Consider the following 17,972-nt stretch of genomic DNA (forward strand, 5'->3'; position numbering starts at 1 on the left):
CAATACAGAGCGGGAGGAGACCGACCATGACCGATGAGACCGTTGCCTTCGATGTCGAGAACGGCATCGCCTGGGTGCGCTTCAACCGCCCGGACAAGCGCAATTGCATGAACCCGGCGCTCAACCGGCGCATGATGGAGGTTCTCGACGAACTCGAGTTCCGCGACGATGTCGGCGTGCTGGTGCTGTCGGGCGAAGGCAGCGCCTGGTCGGCGGGCATGGACCTCAAGGAGTATTTTCGCGAAACCGAAGCCAAGGGTCTCGGCGCCGTTCGCAAGGCGCAATCCGAAGCCTATGGCTGGTGGCGGCGCCTGCGCTGGTACGGCAAGCCGACCATCGCCATGGTCAACGGCTGGTGTTTCGGCGGCGGCTATGGCCCGCTCTTTGCTTGCGACCTCGCCTTTGCCGCCGACGAGGCGCAGTTCGCTCTGTCCGAGATCAACTGGGGCATCCTGCCCGGCGGCGGCGCCACCAAGGTGGTGGTCGACCTCCTGTCGATGCGTGACGCCATGTACCATGCGCTGACCGGCGAACTCATCGACGGCAGGAAAGCCGCCGCCTGGAAGCTGGTCAATGAAAGCCTGCCGCTGGCTGAGTTGAAGGCGCGTGTCACCGAGGTCGCCAACATCCTCTTGAAGAAGAACCCGATCGCGCTGAAGGCGACGAAGGATGCCATCCGTCGCGTCGCCGAAATGACCTACGACAATGCCGAGGACTATCTGGTGCGGGCGCAGGAGGCGGCCAACTCGCACGACAATGAGGGCCGCAAGGAAGGCATCCGCCAGTTCATCGACGAAAAGAGCTACAAGCCGGGTCTCGGCGCTTACGACAAGGCCAGATGACGCGATAAGCCAACGACGCAATCTGGGAGGAGATGCGCATGCCGGCCTCGACGACTTCAGACCCGGTGGCCCTGCATGCTGGCGCGCAGCCGGACCGTGTTGCCTGCGTCGACCTGGCCTCCGGCCGGCGCTGGACCTATCGCGCCTTCGACGAGGCCATCCAGCGCGCCATCGGCGTCCTCGAAACCGGCTACGGCGTCGAACAGGGGCAACGGGTCGCCACGCTTGCCCGCAACAGCGCCGACCTTCTGATCCTGCAGCAGGCAGCGATGCGGCTTGGTGCCATCTTCGTGCCGCTCAACTGGCGGCTCGCCAGTGCGGAGCAGCAGGTGATCCTGGCCGATTGCGATCCGGCACTGCTGCTGCATGACGCGGCCCTGCAGGCTGCGTTGCCCGAGCGCTGTGTCCCCATCGATGTCGCCGCCTTCACGGCGGCGGTGGAGGCAGAGGCACCGGCGCCGCGCCGTCCCCTGCCCGCCGACGATGCGCCCTCGATCATCCTCTATACGTCGGGCACGTCGGGCCGGCCAAAGGGCGTCATCGTCACCGAGCGCAACGCCTTCGCCACGGCAGTCAATTTCGGCGTGCTGGGCCGGGTCGGCAATGCCAGCATCTTCCTCTGCGACGCGCCGATGTTTCATGTCATCGGCCTCGTCACCAACCTGCGCCCGCCGCTGCTGCAGGGTGGCACGGTGCTGATCTCGCCCGGCTTCGACGCCGCTACCACCAACCGTCGCCTCGCCGATCCGGCGCTTGGCGTCACCCATTATTTCTGCGTGCCGCAGATGGCCAGGATGCTGCGCGATCATCCGGATTGCGCGCCTTCGCGGTGGACCACCCTCACCGCGATCTTCACCGGCGGCGCGCCGAACCCGGCCGCCGAAATCAGCTGGTGGCTGGCGCAGGGCGTGCGCATGGCCGACGGCTTCGGCATGACCGAAGCCGGAACCGTGCTTTGCATGCCGCTCGACGCAGACCGAATCGCAGCCAAGGCAGGCTCGTCCGGCCTGCCGGCGCCGACGATCGGCCTGCGCATTGTCGACGACGATGGCCGCGACGTCGCCGCCGGCGAAGCAGGCGAGATATGGCTGTCCGGTCCCTCGATCACATCAGGCTACTGGAACCGGCCTGAAGAGACGGCCCGCGCCTTCACCGCCGATGGCTGGTTGCGCACCGGCGATATCGCGCGGCGCGATGAGGAAGGTTTTGTCACCCTCGTTGACCGCCGCAAGGACATGTTCATCTCCGGTGGCGAGAACGTCTATCCCGTTGAAATCGAAACCGTGCTGCTCGACCACCCCGGCGTCGCCGAAGCCGCCGTGATTGGCATCGCCGACGCGCGCTGGGGCGAAGTCGGGCGCGCCTTCGTCGTGGTCAAACCCGGATGCGTCGTCGATCCGGCCGATCTGGCAAGCCATTGCGGCGCCCGCATCGCCCGCTACAAGGTGCCGAAAGAGTTCCTGCTCGCCGACGCGCTGCCGCGCACCGCATCCGGCAAAATCCAGAAGCACATCCTTCGCACATGGACAGCACCCGCCGGCGGGCAGGACTGAGCCATTCAGTCGGCCTACGCGGAGCGGAAAATCGCGACCGCCGCCGCAACGATTTCCGCATTGTCCTTGGCCACCGTTCCATCGGCCAGCGTCTTGCCGTCTTCCAGTCCGACCCGCGTCGACCAGCGTTTTTGGTGCGCCAGCTGAACGAATGGCCAGACCGTGGCGTCGACGCCGTGCAACAGGATCGGCCGCCGCACTTCGGCGCGTTCGAGCACGGCGGCGATGCCGTGCGCCTCGTCAAGCGCTGCAGACAAATCCTGGATGTCGATCTCGATGAGGATGCGCAGCACTTGGCTGTGATCGGCAAGGCTAACGAACCGCTCGGCGTCGGCTATCGTGGCGAGCCCGGCCTCGATGCCGACGCCGCGCTGGCGCAACAGCTCCATCACGGCGGGTGCATCGGGCTCCGACAGATTGACCGAGGCATAGTCGGGCAGCTCGCGCCAGCCGGCGATCGCCGCGCGGGTCCGCGCAACATCATCCTCGATCCAGGCGCCGGTCGACACGCCGACCAGCGTACCCGGACAGGCCCGGCGCACGGCCAGCACCGTCGCGTCGACGGCGGCCAGGCTTTCGCGCCCGTCGGCGCCGCGCGGATGGATGTGCAGTTCGCCAGCACCCGCCGCGACGCAGGCAGCCGCATCGCTGGCCATGGCCTGCGCGTCGAGCGGCAGTCTCGGGTGGAAATCACGCGGACGCGCGCCATTGATGCAGGCCTGGACGATCATCGGGTGCCACCCTCAAAATCCAACCCTACCCTCACCATGTCGCGCGGCAAAGAGCCGGACCTCGAGACTGCTGACAGGGATCAGCCGTGCAGGCCCTGCTTGATCGCCGCCGGAATGTTCATCTGCGCCTGCAGCGAGGGATAATAGTCGGGATCGCCGGCGACCGTCAGCGGATCGAGCTTCTGCGGTTTCAGCGTCGCCGGCGCAATCGCCGCGAGCGGCTTTGCAGCAGCCGACAGTCGGACCAGCGACGGCATGTGCGCCTCGTCGCTGAAGCGCGGCCGAAGATTAAGGTCGTGCGGCTCGTCCTGGTCGAGAACGAGCGTCCACTGCGCCTGGCGGGGCATGGCCTGCGCCCGCAAGGTCGGCGACATGCGTTCGAACGCGATGGCGCGCTCGGCGGCCCCGGCCAGATTGCCCATGGCCTCCGCAAGCAGTGCCTGCGCTTTCGCCAGCCCGGGCCCGGCAACCGCCTCGTCCGCCGAAGCGTCGTCGAGATTGATCAGGCGTCTTTCGCCGGCGAAGGAAATCTCCTCGGCGGTGGCTGAAAACCCCGCCGCCAGTCCCGATGTGGCGTAGCGCGGGACACCGTCGATGACGACAAGGTCGATCTTGGTCTCGTCAGCCGCGAAGAGGCTGGCATAAGGGTCGCCGCCATTGCCCCGCACCAGCATCAGGTCGGCATATTTCCCGGCCTCGATCGAGCCGAGATAGCGATCCCAGCGCAACAGACCCGCCGCGTTGATCGTCGCCATGGCGACGATGTCGCGCTGGCTGAAGAGCCCGCCATTGGCCTGGCTGTATTGCCAGACCACTTTCATCTCGTGCAGCAGGTTCTTGCTGCCGGTCGGCGACCAGTCAGAGCCGATGCCGATACGCAGCCCCGCGGCCTTTGCCGCCGCGATGTCGGCGGTCTGGCCGTAGAGCATCAGGTTGGACAGCGGCGACCACACCATGCCGGCGCCGGCCTGTGCCAGCCGGTCGAAATCCTCGCGTTTGAGGGCGTTACAGTGAATGCCGGTCAGGGACGGCGCTATCGCCCATTCGTCCGGCCCGATCTTGAGATCGAGGAAATGCTTGCGGGCGCTGGCGTCGATTCCCTCGCTGAGATGCAGCAGCATGCATTTGTGCGTCTTCAGATAGTTGAGGAAAATGTCCTTCTTGTCGGCCGCGAAATCGGGGATCTGCGCCTGCGCATCGGGCAGGTTGGCGTCAAGGCTCTCCTCGACATTGCGTACCAGGCCGCGATATTTGCGCTTGATGCCGGCGGCGCTGAACAGGGTCAGCCCTTGCGAGGTGGTCGTGCCGCCGGCCAGGCACTTTGCCTCGGTGAACCGCGCGATCGCCGGTGCAATGCCCGGCGCCTTGCCCAGCACCTTCATCGGCTCGGTGACCAGCGCCTGGTATTCGGGCTTGCCTTGCCATGCACCCCGGTTCTTGTAGAGCTTCGGCACCGCCCACAGTTTCAGTATGTCGTAGGCGAGATGATTGTGAAGCTCGATCAGGCCAGGAAAGAACGTGCCGCCGGTCACGACCGGCGACAGATGTTCGAAGCCCGGTGGCGGCGCGACCGAGGCGTCCGTCACGCCGATGATGCGGTTGGCCTCGATCCAGATGATAGCGTCGGCAAGCACAGTGAATGCCGCGTCCATCTGCACGACACGTCCGCGATAGGCACGTTTGCTGGCTTGCATGGAACCCCCTGTTCTTCAAACCCCGATGAAGGCGCAACATCGGGTTAACGCCGGCAGATCGCGCCACGGAGCAAATTCGTCAGGAAAGGTCGAAACCCCACAAAAACATATGGTTAGACCTGTTCGACAATTCAATTTCTCAATCGGTCTAAGGTGTGTTGAGATTCAGGTCAGGCCGAGCCGAAAATGGTGGTTTTCGAGAACCGGAGCGGAGCGGACATTCGGGTCCGTGAGCACCGGAAGCGCAGAAAGCCATCGTTTGCAGGCCGGCATCACCTGAATCTCAACATACCTTAATTCGACTTCGGCGCCTTCCAGATCAGCGTATGCCGGTCGTCGGGCTGAGGCCGGCTGACGCTGGCGAACTGCGGCGGCGCCATCGCCCGCAGCCAGCGGTCGTCGCCCATGAAGGCGGGAACCCCGAACGGCAGGTCACGTCGCGGGATCACCGCATAGTCGGCCTCGACCAGTTGCGCGCCATAGTTCGCCCCGGTGGCATTGCCGCCGGCGTCGGCGGTGACGATGCCGCGCAGCGTGACGACCGCCGCCCGCCAGGCGTTCGCAAGAACTTGCGGATCGTGGCTGCTGGGATGCGGAAGCTTGAACACCTGGGTTCCAGCCTTGCCAGGCCATTTGGCGACAGCGCGCTGGGCCTGCGCGCCGAAAGCGATGACCGCCTGCACTTGCGGCCCCTTCGCCATGTCGAACAGCGCGTTGCGCCACGCAAGGTGCGCCGGCTCGTCAAGGACATCGTCACCGCCGGCGCTCTGGCTGGGGATCAGCGCGTAGGCGAAGGCATTGAGGCAGAGATAGGACCGGACCAGTCCGAGCTTGGCGAGAAAGCCCTGCACCCGCTGGCCGGCATCGCCGACCAATGTCCTCAGCGCCACCCTCTCGGTTGCCCCGGGATCGGATGCGATGCACAGCACCCGCGCCGACCCATCCAGCCTGCCCCGATAGAAGACCGGCCCCCAATCATACCAGAAGAAGTTCTTGAAGGGGGCGTAGTCGGGCACGCTGGCGAAGTGCTGGGCAAAAGCCACGGGCGGACCGGGATCGAATTCGACGGCATTGCTCATGTGCCACCTGCAGTGGTTTGAACGCAGCAAGAATTCTTCGATTACTGTACTGACAGTAATTCTATATCCGCGTCACATTCAAGTAGCCTTGGAAATTTTCCTTCCAATAATATTCGACCTGCGGCTCCCGGCCGAAAATCGCAAGGACGCGTCATTCGGGCACGGTTGGACAAGCAGGGATCTTGCCTTGTCGACAGATTGACCTGCCGTGCCTTCGTTCGGCGGCTTCGACGGCATTTGAATAAAACCTGCCTGTGGATATTTACCCCGCGTTCCGCCAGGCCCGCCAAGATACATTAGGGCGGGATCATGGAGGGACCCTTGACCAGCGATTTTTCAGCCGCCCGTATCCATCTTGAACGCGCCTATCACTACCTGCGCGGCGGTGACGAGACGAGCCGCGCGGCATGCGAGGCGCTCGACCTGCTGATCGAAATGGTGGCGGAGGCACAATACAGGCGGCCCGAGGCCGGGGTGCTGGACTTTCCGCAAGCGACGGCGCGGCACCCCGTTTGATTATGATGCTCTGCGGGCCGGTGCCGTCCTTGCCGACCCGGTTGCGCGCGCCACGATCTGCTCCAGCGGTTCAGGCCGGTGCAGCAGAAAACCCTGGCCCAAATCGACGCCCATATCGCTGAGCATGGCCAGCGTGTCCTGGCGTTCGATCTTCTCGCCCACCACGTCGCAACCGAGGCTGCGGGCGATGCTGGTGATGGCCAACACAATTTCGCGGTCGAAGCGGCTCTCGGCGATATGCTCGATGAACGAGCCGTCAATCTTGATGGCATCGACCGGAAAGCGCCTGAGATATTCGAACGAGCTCATGCCGGCGCCGAAATCGTCGAGGCTGACCCGGCAACGCCGCTCGCGCGCCTTGCGCACGAATGTCTCGGCGGCATCGAAATTGGTGACGGCGGCGGTTTCGGTGATTTCGAAGCCGATACAGGAATGTGGCGCCCCGGTTTGCTCGATGATGCTGTCGACGAACTCCCACAGTCCCGGATCGCTCAGCGTCTGCGCCGACAGGTTGAAGCCGAGCGTGATCGCGCCGGACTTCATCGCCGCGCCATGCCGCGACAGCGCGGTGCGGATGATCCAGCGGTCGAGCCTGGCGGCAATGCCGAAGCGCTCCGCCGCCGGGATGAATTCGCTGGGCGGGATCAGCGTGCCGCTGCGCCCGGCAAGCCGCGCCAGCACTTCGACATGGCGGCTTTCCTGCCAGGGCCTTCCCAGCCGGTGGATCTCCTGGCCGAACAGCTTCAGCCGGCCGTCCTCCATGGCGTCGACGGTGTCGGCGGCGAGCCGCGCCGCGTTGAGGCCGCCGGAATTGGCCTCGGCCGAAAACATCGCGAAGCGGTCGCGTCCGGCGGCCTTGGCCGCGTAGCAGGCGTCATCGGCGCAGGCCAGCGCGTCGGCGACCGTGGTGGCCCGGTCGTTGACGATGGCGATGCCGATGCTTGCCGCGAGCCGACGCGCGGTCGCGGCAAGGCCGAGATCGGCGCCGCGCACGGCCGCCAGTATGGCGCCGGCCAGCCGCTCAGCCTGCGCGGCGTCGCAATGGGGCACCAAAAGGGCAAACTCGTCGCCGCCGAGCCGTGCCGCATGCGCCGATGGCGGCAGGCAGCGGCCAATGCCGGCCGCCACGCTTTTCAGCGCCAGATCGCCGGCGGCATGGCCGGCGAAGTCGTTGAGCGCCTTGAAGTAGTCGAGATCGACATAGAACACCGCCAGCGGCACGCCCGTGGCGATATGGTCGGCAAGCAGCCTGTCGAAGGCGGTGCGATTCCACAGGCCGGTCAGTGCGTCGTGGCGGGCGGCAAACGCAAGCTCCTGTTCGCGCAGCTTGTCCTCGGTGATGTCGCGCACCGTGCCGAGGATCTGGCCGGCAGCACCAGCGGCGGCGACGTAGCGCACCAGCGATTCGATGTGGCGGATTTCGCCGTCGCGCTTGATGATGCGGTATTGCGAGGCGGTAACGCCGTTCGAGCCGGGTGCCGGCTGGTGGGCGCGTTCGGTGGCTTCCTTGTCCTCGGGGTGCAGAAAACTGTGCCACAGATCGGCCGGCACCTCGTCGGTATCGGCGACGAGGCCGAACATCTCCCTGGTGCGGGCGTCCCAATAGCTCTTGTGGGTGGCGATGTCGTAGTGCCAGATGCCGGTGCCGCTGGCGGCGAGCGCCAGGCGGAAGCGCATCGTGACCTGTTCGAGCGCGGCTTCGGCCGCCTTCTGCTTCGAAATGTCGGTCTGCACGCCCATCAGCCTGAGCGGCTGCCCGTCCGCGCCGCGCTCGACAATGCCGCCGCGGTCAAGCACCCACACCCAGTGGCCCTGCTTGTGCTTCAGCCGCAGTTCGGTTTCGATGGCATCGGTCAGCCCGGCAATGTGGCGGTCGCCGCTGGCCAGCGCCCGCTCGCGGTCGTCGGGATGGGTGAGCTGCAGCCAAAGGTCGCTGGTGTTGGCGAGTTCATCTTCCTCATAGCCCAGCATTCGCGCCCAGATCGCCGAATAGAAGCAGTCGCCGGTGCGAAGATCCCAGTCCCAGACGCCAAGATGGGCGCGCTCCAAGGCCTTGCCCCAGAACGCTCCATTGCGACTTTTCTTGCCCCGACGTGCCATCGTCTGTTTTCGCCTGCTCCACCCGCGGGCAATCTGCGGCAAAACCAGAGAAGAAACCGTTACCGATCGCGTGACAGACGGCTGACGCGGCTAAAGATCATCCCGAGCGGAAAACGGCCGGTAGCCGGTCCCTGCGCAGCGACACATGCTGCTCGTCATGCCTCTCCCGAAAGCAGGCGCTCGATTGCCGGAACTCGCCCCACCGATCGTCAGCAATCGCAAATCAAGATTCTGCGTGTCAAGTTTTCGTAAAAGCAATCTTGATACCCTGAAACAATCCGCAGACCCATAATATTTGCCTTCGAAGCGGAACGCTCTGCGGTTACGCACATCAAAATCATCCTGCCCCGGCAGCCACTTGATGGGTTCGTTTGGGTGTTAGAAAAGAGCGGTACGGCCACGTGCCTAAGTAAAGTTTTCTTTAGTTGAAAAAAGTAGCTGTCAGGTCTATTTTCACCGAGCCAGCAGAGCAACTCAAAGTGCGAAACAAAACTGCTGGCGGGGAAATCACCAAGCACACCTTGGACAGAGGCGAGCATGACCCAGCTTGGCGCGGTTGGCCGGGCTGGCGCGAGATGTGTTTGCTTGCGAACAGCAATCCATCTCGAAGTTACCTCGGATCATTTGAACGAAACTAACCTGGGAGAGGCATTGCCATGTTGACAAGACATGTCGCGCTGGTTTCGGACGATTCCAGCATCACGAATTCGGAATTGGTTGCGGTCGCGGGCGCCCTGCAGAAGCAGGTGACGCGGGATTTTGGTCCGATATGGGGAATTCAGGCCGACGTCTCGGCATTTGAGAAGCTCGAAGACATGCCGCTCGACTACTGGCCGATCATCATCAAGGACGATATCGGCGATCCCAATGCGGCCGGCTACCATGAGGACCAACATGGGCAGCCTTTTTCGCTGGTCCAGTTTTCAGAGGGCTGGCACCTGACGGCAAGCCATGAACTCCTCGAAATGCTGGGCGATCCCTTTGGCCGGCGACTGGTGGCCGGGCAGTCTCCGGTCGCCACCCAAGGCCGCGTCAAGTTCCTGGTCGAGGTCTGCGATCCCTGCGAGGCGGAGCAGTTCGCCTACACAGTGAACGGCATCACGGTGTCCGACTTCTACACGCCGCACTATCTCGACCCGGTGGCCTCTGCCGGTGTCCGCTACAGCTATACCGGTGCGATAAAGGAGCCGAGGCAGGTGCTGAAGGGCGGCTATCTCAGCTGGTACGATCCGTCGTCGCGACAATGGTGGCAACGCACCTGGTTCGGGGGGTACAAAGGCCGCTGATGGAGCGCTGCAGAACTTGAAGGTCGGCAACGGCAATCTGCGGCAGGCGATCGACCGGCTGACGCAAACCAAGCAGGCAGAGGCGCAACGTCGAGGCGCCAAGCCGCCGGGCAAGGCGGCAATGGCGGCGCGCAAGCCCGACATGGCCTTTGCCAACCACGCCGCGGACCTTCGCGCGACGATCGCGGTGGTGACGAAAACGGCCGCCGCGGTGACGAAAAGGCCCAAGTGATCCGCCTCGGTTGCTCGGGCCCCGGCCATTGCAAAGGAGTTGCCCGAGATGGCGAAGAAACCAGGAACAACCGACCAGCCCCCCAGCGCCGGCGATACGCCGGCGCAGATCCGGCGCGCCGAGGAGCTCCGCCGCGAGATCGCCGAAATCGCCAAAGGCGGAACGCCTGCCGGCAAGCCGACCCCGCGCGAAATGACCGACGCGGCCGCGCGCGCCAAGGCCGGCAAGACCGAAGACTAGCAGGTCAGCGAAGATCGCTGCCCCATTGCCTGGAGCAGTTCACCGTTTCACGGAAACGGCGAACCGCTCTCCGCGTCGGTCAGATAGACCTGAATCATGGCAAAAACAATCCAACCAGTCTGTTTATTGCCTCTTGAGCCGTAGGGTTGGCACCCTCCCCGTCTTTCGATTGGCCGGCAAGAACCGGAGTTTTGCGCATCCCCGATCGTCCTAGGGATGGCTCAGGTCATCGGCGACACCGATGCCCCCCGCCAAACACAAAAGGATGCTCCCAATGACCAAACAGGAAGACAACAAGGCCGTCGTCGTCAGATGGTTCACCGACTTCTGGGGTGAAACCTGCGATCTGTCCGTCGTCGACGACATCGCCGCGCCCGACATGCTGCTCAAATATTCACTGCATGAGCCGCGCCGGGGCCGCGACGACATCAAGTCCTTCATGACCGACTTCCGCGCCGCCTTCCCGGATCTCAACTTCTGGGCCACGGCCGATCTTATTGCCGAGGGCGATTATGTCGTCGGCCAGTGGGAGGGCGGCGGCACGCATAGCGGCCCGGCCTTCGGCGATTTCCTCGCCGGCTCGCTTCCCGCCGCCACCGGCCGCGCCATGCGCTTCACCGGCATCACCGTGCTGAAGGTGATCGACGGCCGCATCGTCGAGGAGATCGGCCTCGACGACGGCGTCGCGGCGCTGACCCAGCTCGGCCTGATCAAGGCCGCCTGATTTTGCAGGGCCATCGCCGCTCAGGCGATGGCCCCCTTCGACCGCGGCCGAAGCCCGGCAACCTATCGGGGCAGTTGGAAGCGCGACTCCGCTGTCATCAATACTTATGCACTTGACGACGACATCGTCGTCAACGAACCCTTGATGAAAAGGGAAGAATTATTCACATCTAATATTTGGAGATTTTATCAATTTAAAAGTGAAACTGAATCGTAATACTTAATCCTCAAAATACTCTCAGTAAGGCTTTGGGCGGCTAGCGGGTTTTCCTCGATGAGTGCGCATACCGGGCAGCGGGACGGCGAAAGCCGCTCGCTTGCCGTTTTTGACCTGGACATCGCTGCGACCAGGAGCGGCTGGCTGCTGACTGCCCTGTGCCTGGCTTATGCCCTGGCCGCGCTTTGCCTGCAGCCGAGCCGCTATCTGCACCTGGCGCAATCCTACGCCCAGCCCTTCATCGTCTTCCTGCCCACGCTCCTTGTCGCCGGCCTCGGCCTGTTGGCGCTGACATTTGCCAGGCATAGCCCGACACGGTTCATGCTCGATATGCTCAGGCAGCGCTGGCTGGGCGCCGCACCGGTGATCCTTCTGTTCTTTCTCGGCATCACCGCCTTCACCACCTTCAAGATCGCCATCCCGGAGATCGTTCCGTTCTATGCCGACCGCATGCTGGCGGAGCTTGATCTTGGGCTGCATGGCGCCGATCCCTGGATATGGGCGCACAGCGTCATTCCCGAACCCATCTCGGCCGTCATTTTCATCGGCTACGGATATGCCTGGCACGTGCAATGGTTCGGCACTTTGCTGTTCGTCGCCTTCTGGAACAACCCGGCAGGGCGTTTGCGTTACCTCTGGACGTTGGCGCTGACCACGATCCTGTGCGGCACCGTCCTGGCCATGGCGCTGTCATCCGCCGGCCCGATATTTCATGACCAGTTCTACGGCGGCGATCGGTTTGCCGCATTGCAGGACGCGCTAGCGCAGAACGACTACGCCGCGCCGGTCCACACCTATGCCAGCTATCTGCTCACAGCCTACGCAAGCGGCCGCCCCGAACTGGGCGGCGGTATCTCCGCCATGCCAAGCATGCATGTCGCCTTCGCTACGCTCAACGCGTTCTTCCTGAGCGGTTTCGGCCGCCGCTGGGCTGTCGCCGGCTGGTCCTTTGCAGCACTCATCCTGTTCGGCTCGGTCTACACCGGCTGGCACTATGCCGTTGACGGCTACCTTTCGATCCTTGTCGTGTCCGTGCTCTGGTACCTGACGGGCCGTTTCGTTCTGCCGCAGGCGAGCCGCGACACCACCGTGATAGGACTGCCGCTGCCCGAACCGGCGTCGCAATGACCGGACCAGGCTGAAGCCGGGGGCAGACCGTCCCTCCATTGCCCTTTGGGAGAGCCAGGCGGCATTGGCGCCGCCTGGCCTTGCCGGTTACTGGCTCGGCGCCATCGCGTGTTCGCACGACACTTTCGGGTTCATGTCGGCGAAGGTGCCGGTCGGGTTGCCCTTCCAGGCCCAGACATGCAGTTCGTAAAATTCACCCAGGCCGTAGCGGTTGGGCGCGCTGTTGAAGTTGAACAGCTGTCCGTCCAGCGACGCCGGGCCCTTCGAGGTAATGTATTCGACCGCCACCAGCTTAAGCCGGCCGTCGGCCATCGGTTCGTACATCACGGCCTCGGGACGGGCGATGTCGATCTTGTCGTCCTTCAGGTACTGGCCGTTGACGTAGTGGATGCCCATGGCGCCGCCGGTGATGCCGCTGGCGCAGGGAATGGGCGCATAGCCCTCTTCTGTCGCCGCCTTGACGTCGAGAAACCGGCTGTTGGCGGCCCGCACCTTGTCCGCCAGCGGATTGGGGCCGGACACGGTTTCAGCCGCTTCCTGATGCGCCTGTGCGACGGTGGCGCAGACGGCCAGCATGGCCCCCGCCATGACGAGCCTGTTGTGGAGATTTGATTTCATATCCATTCCATTCTTCTTGAAAAAGCACAGCTGGCCGGCCGCCGGAAATACGGAGGCCCGGCAGGCAAGCGCTGTGGCTGTTGCTGCTTGGAGATCCCGAAATCGATGTGACGACTGCCGGGAAGGATCATCCCTTCGGCAGATACGGGATCGTTCCGGCCAGATCGGTGTCGTCGATCAGCTGGAAACGGCTGTCGCTGCCGCCCTGACGCGCCGAAACGAAAGGCGCATAGGCCGGATCGTTGGTGAAGGCGCGCGCCGCCGCTTCCGACGGGAACGCCATCAGGGCGATCAGCGTGGTATCGAGCGGCTTGCCTTCAAGCGTCTTCACATTGCCGCTGCGCGACAGATATTTGCCGCCATGCTTGTGGACGATGTCGTGCACCGAGGCCGCGTATTCCGGCACCCACTTCGGGTCCTTCATCTTGATGTCGGCGATAACGTAAGCGGTCATGATCGTCTCCTGGTTGCGGCGCACAGGGGTATCCCGTGCAACCGGCGAAAGGGCTCGCATGGCCGGCCCCTCGCCAACCAGTCCGCGATCTGTACTGGGGTGGTACAGTTTCCGTACTCGCCGCTTCGATCATGAAGGTCTAATGTTCGGCCCCGGTTCGAGGAGGAACACCAATCATGAGCCAGCACGGATACAAGCAGTTCTGTCCGCTATCGATGGCCGCCGAGGTGCTGTGCACCCGCTGGACGATGGTGCTGATGCGCGAATTGGTGGCGGGTTCGACCCGCTTCAACGACTTGCGCCGCGGCGTGCCAAAGATGTCGCCGACCCTTCTGTCGCAACGGCTGAAGGAACTCGAACTGGCGGGATCGTCGAGCGCAAGGAGGTGCCGGGCGAGAGAGGGATCTTCGATTATCGGCTGACCGAGGCCGGCCGCGATTTGCGCCCGGTCGTCGAGGCGATGGGGTTCTGGGGGCAGAAATGGATCGAGTCCCGGCTGTCGCTCAAGAACCTCGATCCGTCGCTGCTGATGTGGGACATGCGGCGCAATCTGAACCCCTCGCCGCTACCCGAGGGACGCACGGTGATACAATTCCTGTATCAGGATCTGCCGGCATCCAAACGCTCGTGGTGGCTGATCGTCGAGAAGCATGGCGAGGTCGACCTGTGCTGGTACGATCCGGGCTTCGATGTCGACCTCTACGTCTCGACGGACCTGCGCACGATGACGGCAATCTGGATGGGGTTGCTGACCGTAGAGAAGGCCGGCGCAAAGGTTACCCTAACCGGCGACCAGACTATCGGCAGGAGGATGCAGACCTGGCTCGGGCTCAGCCCGTTTGCGGTCGAGCCCAAACGGGCGGCATAGGAGAGAACCCAGACGCGCATCGATTTTGGGCGCCATGCTACGAAAACAAGGACTTACGGCGAGTCTTTGAATCCGGTTGGATACGACCCGTCAACGGGATCGGGTGCTTCAATCGGGTAGTGCTTGTCCTCATAAGCTTCGATCAGAGTTGCGAGAACGTCGAAGCAATCACCGTCGAGAGAGCCGACCTCCGGCTCATTCTCGAAATATTTGGTGATTTCGCCAATCGCCCAATCGTAATCGGCTTCGGTCTCAATGGGTCGAATGTTTTCCATCACACCTTCTCCGGGTCAATCTTGTCATATTCTTTGTTGGCAGGAAACGGGTGGCGGGGCCGGCTTCCCACGGCTTCAATGCGATCATGTTGATCACCCTGGCCAAAGACCTGAAATCCACGCCGCTGCCGGTCGCTGACGATCCGCGCTGGGCGCGCGTCGTCGCGCGTGACAAATCGGCCGACGGGCAATTCTGGTATTCGGTAGCGACGACCGGCGTCTACTGCCGGCCCTCTTGCCCGTCGCGGCGCGCCAACCCCGCCAATGTGCAGCTGCATGACACGCTGGCTCAGGCGAAGGCCACCGGCTTTCGTGCCTGCCGGCGCTGCAACCCGGATGGCCCCTCGCTGGAGGCCGGCAATGCGGCGATGGTCGCCGATGCCTGCCGCAGGATCGAGCAGAGCGAGGAAGAACCCTCGCTCGCCGAACTGGCTGATGCCGCCGGCCGCAGCGCTGGCTATTTCCACGGCGTCTTCAAGGCGATCACCGGGCTGACGCCGAAGGATTATGCCGCGGCAAACCGCGCCGCCCGGGTCCGCCAGGGTCTCGAAGACGGCGCCAGCGTCACAGTGGCGATCTACGATGCCGGCTTCAATTCGAGCGGGCGTTTCTACGAGAAATCGACCGGCATGCTCGGCATGACGCCGACGCGCTACCGTGCGGGCGGCGCCAACGAAGACATACGCTTTGCCGTCGGCGAGACCACGCTCGGCGCCATACTGGTCGCGTCGAGCCGCAAGGGCGTCGCCTCGATCCTGCTCGGCGACGATCCGGACGCGCTGGTGCGCGACCTGCAGGACCGTTTCCCCAAGGCGCGACTGATCGGCGGCGACCGCGACTACGAGGCGCTGGTCGCCCGCGTCGTCGGCTTCGTCGAGGCCCCACAGCTCGGCCTCGGCCTGCCGCTCGACGTGCGCGGCACCGCCTTCCAGCAGCGCGTCTGGCAGGCCCTGCGGGACATCCCGGTCGGCGGCACGGTGTCCTACGCCGAGATCGCCGAGCGCATCGGCACGCCCAAGGCAACCCGAGCCGTCGCCGCCGCCTGCGCCGCCAACGCCCATGCGGTCGCGATTCCCTGCCACCGCGTGATCCGCAAGGACGGCGCGCTGTCCGGCTACGCCTGGGGCGCCGAGCGCAAGCGCGCGCTGCTCGACCGCGAGGTCGGCGGGACGGCGAACGCAGCCGACGGGGCCTACCGGTCTTCGCGGGCCTGACGAGGAACGGCGATGCGCACGATGGCAAGGTCTTCCACCGCCGGTGCGAAGATCGAGAGCGCCAACAGCGCAGCCATCGACGCGAAGTCACGCGTGTTGGCCGCTATCGGCGAACTGGTCGATGCCGGCAAGGCAGAGTGGAGCCGCGCGGCGACTGGCGAGGTTGAGCTGCGGCTGCTGTCGGGCGAGGTGTTCCTGTTGGGCGAAGTCACCGTCACGCGTGTCGCCTGACCAAACTCGCCGTAGAGTGCTTACCTTGGCGTCCTTCATCCTCGGAAGCGACGATTTGAATTTGAAAGCAAGCACCGGAGTGAGCGCCAACCGGCACCTGGCTAGGGTTCAGGCATACAGAAGGAGTGAAGGCAATGAACCTCATGCAAACTCAAATGACGACGGCGCACAACGCCCTCGACACCATCACCTATGCCATCGGTGAATCCTCCATCGGCAAAATCCTGGCGGCGCGCAGCCCGATCGGTGTCTGCGCCATCCTGATCGGCTCCAAGGCCGAAATATTGGAGCAGGACCTCGCCGACCGCTTCCCCGGCAAGATGCTGGTCGAGGACAAAACCGGCCTGCGCGATGATCTCGCCGCGATTGCCCGCTTCATCGAAACGCCCGGCATCGGCCTCGACCTGGCGCTCGACATGCGCCACGGCACGCCGTTCCAGCAACGTGTGTGGGAGGTGCTGCGCGCCATTCCTTGTGGCGCCACCATAACCTACACCGCGCTTGCCAAGCGTCTCGGCCAACCGAACGGCGCCCGTGCCGTGGCGACCGCCTGCGCCGCCAACGCCATCGCACTCGGCATTCCCTGCCACCGCGTTGTCCGCGCCGACGGCACGCTGTCGGGTTACCGCTGGGGCATCGAGCGCAAGCGCGCGCTGCTGAACCGGGAGGCCCAGATATGAACGCCCACGCCAAGGTTGCCGCATCGGTGGTCGAAGCCGCCGAGACACGCATCGCCGCTTACGACTGGCCGGCGCTGGCCGCCGAACTCGACGGCTTCGGCTGCTCCGTGATGCAAAAGCTGCTCTCGCCCGAAGAGTGCCGGCAGATCGCCGGCCTCTACGTCAAGGAAAAACATTTCCGCAGTCACGTCCACATGGCCAGGCACGGTTTCGGCAAGGGCGAATACCGCTATTTCCGCTATCCCTTGCCGGATCTGCTCGGCGGCCTGCGCAACGCGCTTTATCCCCGGCTGGCCGAGGTCGCCAACCACTGGAACGAGCGCATGGGCATAGCCATTCGCTACCCCGCGACGCATGCGCAGTTTCTCGACCAGTGCCACGCCGCCGGCCAGGTCAGGCCGACGCCGCTTCTGCTGCAATATGTCCCCGGCGACTTCAACTGCCTGCACCAGGACCTCTATGGCGATCTCGCCTTTCCCCTGCAGGTGGCGATCCTGCTTTCCGAGCCGGGCGAGGATTTCACCGGCGGCGAATTCGCGCTGACCGAGCAGCGGCCGCGCATGCAGAGCCGGGTCGAGGTGGTGCCGCTGCGCCAAGGCGACGCGGTGGCCTTCGCCGTCCACAACCGGCCGGTGCAGGGAACCAAAGGCAATTACCGCGTCAACCTGCGCCACGGCGTCAGCCGCCTGCGCTCAGGCATGCGCCACACCGTCGGGATTATTTTTCACGATGCGAAGTGAGTGCCATGGACATGCAACTCCGGCGGATCATTTCGCCGGAGCGCAGTTGCCCACGTCCCGTGCATTGAGCCTGCCTGCCTTCAGGTCCGAAAGCTGTGGCGCGGAAGCATCGAACCCGCCGGCATATTGTTCGTAAACCTTCCGGTTCAACGAGATCTGCTGGCCCGCGGACGTAAAGCCGACCATTCCGGTCTTGCCGACATAGGCATGCGCCACGTGCAGGGTGCAGAAGAATTTCTTCCCGGCGCCGGAAACGAACCAGCCAAGATTGCCCGACGCACCGCGCGTCAGCTTTCCGGTCTTGTACCCCTTGCCTTGCAGACTGGAGTAAGATTCAGCGTTGGACGGAAGAGCCGATATCAGAAGAAACAGAACCGTTGAAACAGCGCCCAGCCAATACCGCAATGTCTTGATGGCCATGCGAGCCGTCCCCTATCAATTTCGTATTTATACATACGGGCAATCCCCGAATACGGCCACGTCCCGCCGTTGTTGTCAAACCTCCAGTGGGTATTTTCAAAGGTCTTTGATGCCACGGTTCACTGGCCGTC

20 protein-coding genes and 1 pseudogene are annotated in these 17,972 nt (G+C 64.0%); 13 read left to right on the forward strand and 8 right to left on the reverse strand.

Features of this window, described 5'->3' with window-relative positions; all coding sequences use genetic code 11:
- The first annotated feature begins 26 nt into the window (after positions 1–26).
- Together HB778_RS02765 and HB778_RS02770 are read left to right on the forward strand one after the other, a co-directional pair.
- Positions 27–842: a p-hydroxycinnamoyl CoA hydratase/lyase gene (locus HB778_RS02765; RefSeq protein ID WP_183461283.1), complete on the forward strand. Its 816-nt coding sequence runs from the start codon at positions 27–29 to the stop codon at positions 840–842.
- A gap of 32 nt (positions 843–874) precedes the next feature.
- Positions 875–2,395: an AMP-binding protein gene (locus HB778_RS02770; protein WP_183461285.1), complete on the forward strand. Its 1,521-nt coding sequence runs from the start codon at positions 875–877 to the stop codon at positions 2,393–2,395.
- Positions 2,396–2,409: 14 nt separating this feature from the next.
- On the opposite strand, the gene HB778_RS02775 is transcribed toward HB778_RS02770, so the two are convergent.
- The 3 genes from HB778_RS02775 to HB778_RS02785 all read right to left on the reverse strand — a co-directional run bounded on the left by HB778_RS02775 (position 2,410) and on the right by HB778_RS02785 (position 5,899).
- Complete coding sequence (locus tag HB778_RS02775; protein WP_183461287.1) at positions 2,410–3,126, reverse strand: 3-keto-5-aminohexanoate cleavage protein; 717 nt, start codon at positions 3,124–3,126, stop codon at positions 2,410–2,412.
- A gap of 80 nt (positions 3,127–3,206) precedes the next feature.
- Positions 3,207–4,820 (reverse strand): amidohydrolase family protein, encoded by a 1,614-nt coding sequence (locus tag HB778_RS02780; protein WP_183461289.1) that lies wholly within the window; start codon positions 4,818–4,820, stop codon positions 3,207–3,209.
- A gap of 293 nt (positions 4,821–5,113) precedes the next feature.
- Entirely contained in the window at positions 5,114–5,899 is a 786-nt protein-coding gene (locus HB778_RS02785) for a uracil-DNA glycosylase family protein (RefSeq protein ID WP_183461291.1), read from the reverse strand.
- A 321-nt stretch (positions 5,900–6,220) separates the two neighbouring features.
- Between HB778_RS02785 and HB778_RS02790 the strand changes: the two genes are divergently transcribed.
- A complete protein-coding gene (locus HB778_RS02790) occupies positions 6,221–6,415 on the forward strand; it encodes a hypothetical protein (RefSeq protein ID WP_179298183.1) in 195 nt (64 codons plus the stop codon).
- Here HB778_RS02790 and HB778_RS02795 read toward each other — a convergent pair whose 3' ends face one another.
- Positions 6,416–8,515, reverse strand: a complete 2,100-nt coding sequence (locus HB778_RS02795; RefSeq protein WP_183461293.1) for an EAL domain-containing protein — start codon at positions 8,513–8,515, stop codon at positions 6,416–6,418. It lies immediately after the preceding gene.
- 656 nt (positions 8,516–9,171) lie between these two features.
- On the opposite strand from HB778_RS02795, the gene HB778_RS02800 reads away from it, so the two are divergent.
- The 5 genes from HB778_RS02800 to HB778_RS02820 all read left to right on the forward strand — a co-directional run bounded on the left by HB778_RS02800 (position 9,172) and on the right by HB778_RS02820 (position 12,341).
- Positions 9,172–9,801: a hypothetical protein gene (locus HB778_RS02800; protein WP_183461295.1), complete on the forward strand. Its 630-nt coding sequence runs from the start codon at positions 9,172–9,174 to the stop codon at positions 9,799–9,801.
- A 16-nt stretch (positions 9,802–9,817) separates the two neighbouring features.
- Positions 9,818–10,033 (forward strand): hypothetical protein, encoded by a 216-nt coding sequence (locus HB778_RS02805; protein WP_183461297.1) that lies wholly within the window; start codon positions 9,818–9,820, stop codon positions 10,031–10,033.
- 48 nt (positions 10,034–10,081) lie between these two features.
- Positions 10,082–10,273 carry a hypothetical protein gene (locus HB778_RS02810; RefSeq protein WP_183461299.1) on the forward strand — a complete coding sequence of 64 codons (192 nt, stop codon included), beginning with the start codon at positions 10,082–10,084 and terminating at the stop codon, positions 10,271–10,273.
- 274 nt (positions 10,274–10,547) lie between these two features.
- Complete coding sequence (locus tag HB778_RS02815) at positions 10,548–10,997, forward strand: ester cyclase (protein ID WP_183461301.1); 450 nt, start codon at positions 10,548–10,550, stop codon at positions 10,995–10,997.
- 273 nt (positions 10,998–11,270) lie between these two features.
- The gene (locus tag HB778_RS02820; protein WP_183461303.1) at positions 11,271–12,341 is read left to right on the forward strand and encodes a phosphatase PAP2 family protein; all 1,071 of its coding nucleotides are present in this window, start codon (positions 11,271–11,273) and stop codon (positions 12,339–12,341) included.
- Between the two features lie 87 nt (positions 12,342–12,428).
- Here HB778_RS02820 and HB778_RS02825 read toward each other — a convergent pair whose 3' ends face one another.
- Both HB778_RS02825 and HB778_RS02830 read right to left on the reverse strand, forming a co-directional pair.
- Positions 12,429–12,965, reverse strand: coding sequence for a hypothetical protein (locus HB778_RS02825; RefSeq protein WP_183461304.1), 537 nt, complete (start codon positions 12,963–12,965; stop codon positions 12,429–12,431).
- A gap of 121 nt (positions 12,966–13,086) precedes the next feature.
- Positions 13,087–13,413, reverse strand: coding sequence for a DUF1330 domain-containing protein (locus HB778_RS02830; protein WP_183461306.1), 327 nt, complete (start codon positions 13,411–13,413; stop codon positions 13,087–13,089).
- A gap of 176 nt (positions 13,414–13,589) precedes the next feature.
- Between HB778_RS02830 and HB778_RS02835 the strand changes: the two are divergent.
- Positions 13,590–14,281: pseudogene (locus HB778_RS02835) on the forward strand (winged helix-turn-helix transcriptional regulator).
- A 53-nt stretch (positions 14,282–14,334) separates the two neighbouring features.
- Here HB778_RS02835 and HB778_RS02840 read toward each other — a convergent pair.
- Complete coding sequence (locus HB778_RS02840) at positions 14,335–14,556, reverse strand: helix-turn-helix domain-containing protein (protein ID WP_183461308.1); 222 nt, start codon at positions 14,554–14,556, stop codon at positions 14,335–14,337.
- An 86-nt stretch (positions 14,557–14,642) separates the two neighbouring features.
- On the opposite strand from HB778_RS02840, the gene ada reads away from it, so the two are divergent.
- The 4 genes from ada (at position 14,643) to HB778_RS02860 (ending at position 17,421) form a co-directional block, all read left to right on the forward strand.
- Positions 14,643–15,770: a bifunctional DNA-binding transcriptional regulator/O6-methylguanine-DNA methyltransferase Ada gene (gene ada, locus HB778_RS02845; RefSeq protein WP_183461310.1), complete on the forward strand. Its 1,128-nt coding sequence runs from the start codon at positions 14,643–14,645 to the stop codon at positions 15,768–15,770.
- 21 nt (positions 15,771–15,791) lie between these two features.
- On the forward strand, positions 15,792–16,001 hold the full coding sequence (locus HB778_RS02850) for a hypothetical protein (protein ID WP_244571359.1): 210 nt from the start codon (positions 15,792–15,794) through the stop codon (positions 15,999–16,001).
- A gap of 134 nt (positions 16,002–16,135) precedes the next feature.
- Positions 16,136–16,681 carry a methylated-DNA--[protein]-cysteine S-methyltransferase gene (locus tag HB778_RS02855; protein ID WP_183461313.1) on the forward strand — a complete coding sequence of 182 codons (546 nt, stop codon included), beginning with the start codon at positions 16,136–16,138 and terminating at the stop codon, positions 16,679–16,681.
- The gene (locus HB778_RS02860) at positions 16,678–17,421 is read left to right on the forward strand and encodes a 2OG-Fe(II) oxygenase (protein WP_183461315.1); all 744 of its coding nucleotides are present in this window, start codon (positions 16,678–16,680) and stop codon (positions 17,419–17,421) included. The genes HB778_RS02855 and HB778_RS02860 overlap by 4 nt, the downstream gene beginning before the upstream one ends.
- A gap of 27 nt (positions 17,422–17,448) precedes the next feature.
- Here the strand turns inward: HB778_RS02860 and HB778_RS02865 are convergent, their stop codons facing one another.
- A complete protein-coding gene (locus tag HB778_RS02865) occupies positions 17,449–17,841 on the reverse strand; it encodes a hypothetical protein (RefSeq protein ID WP_183461317.1) in 393 nt (130 codons plus the stop codon).
- Positions 17,842–17,972: the final 131 nt, after the last annotated feature.

The organism is Mesorhizobium huakuii, assembly GCF_014189455.1.
GTDB classification, from domain to species: Bacteria; Pseudomonadota; Alphaproteobacteria; order Rhizobiales; family Rhizobiaceae; genus Mesorhizobium; species Mesorhizobium huakuii_A.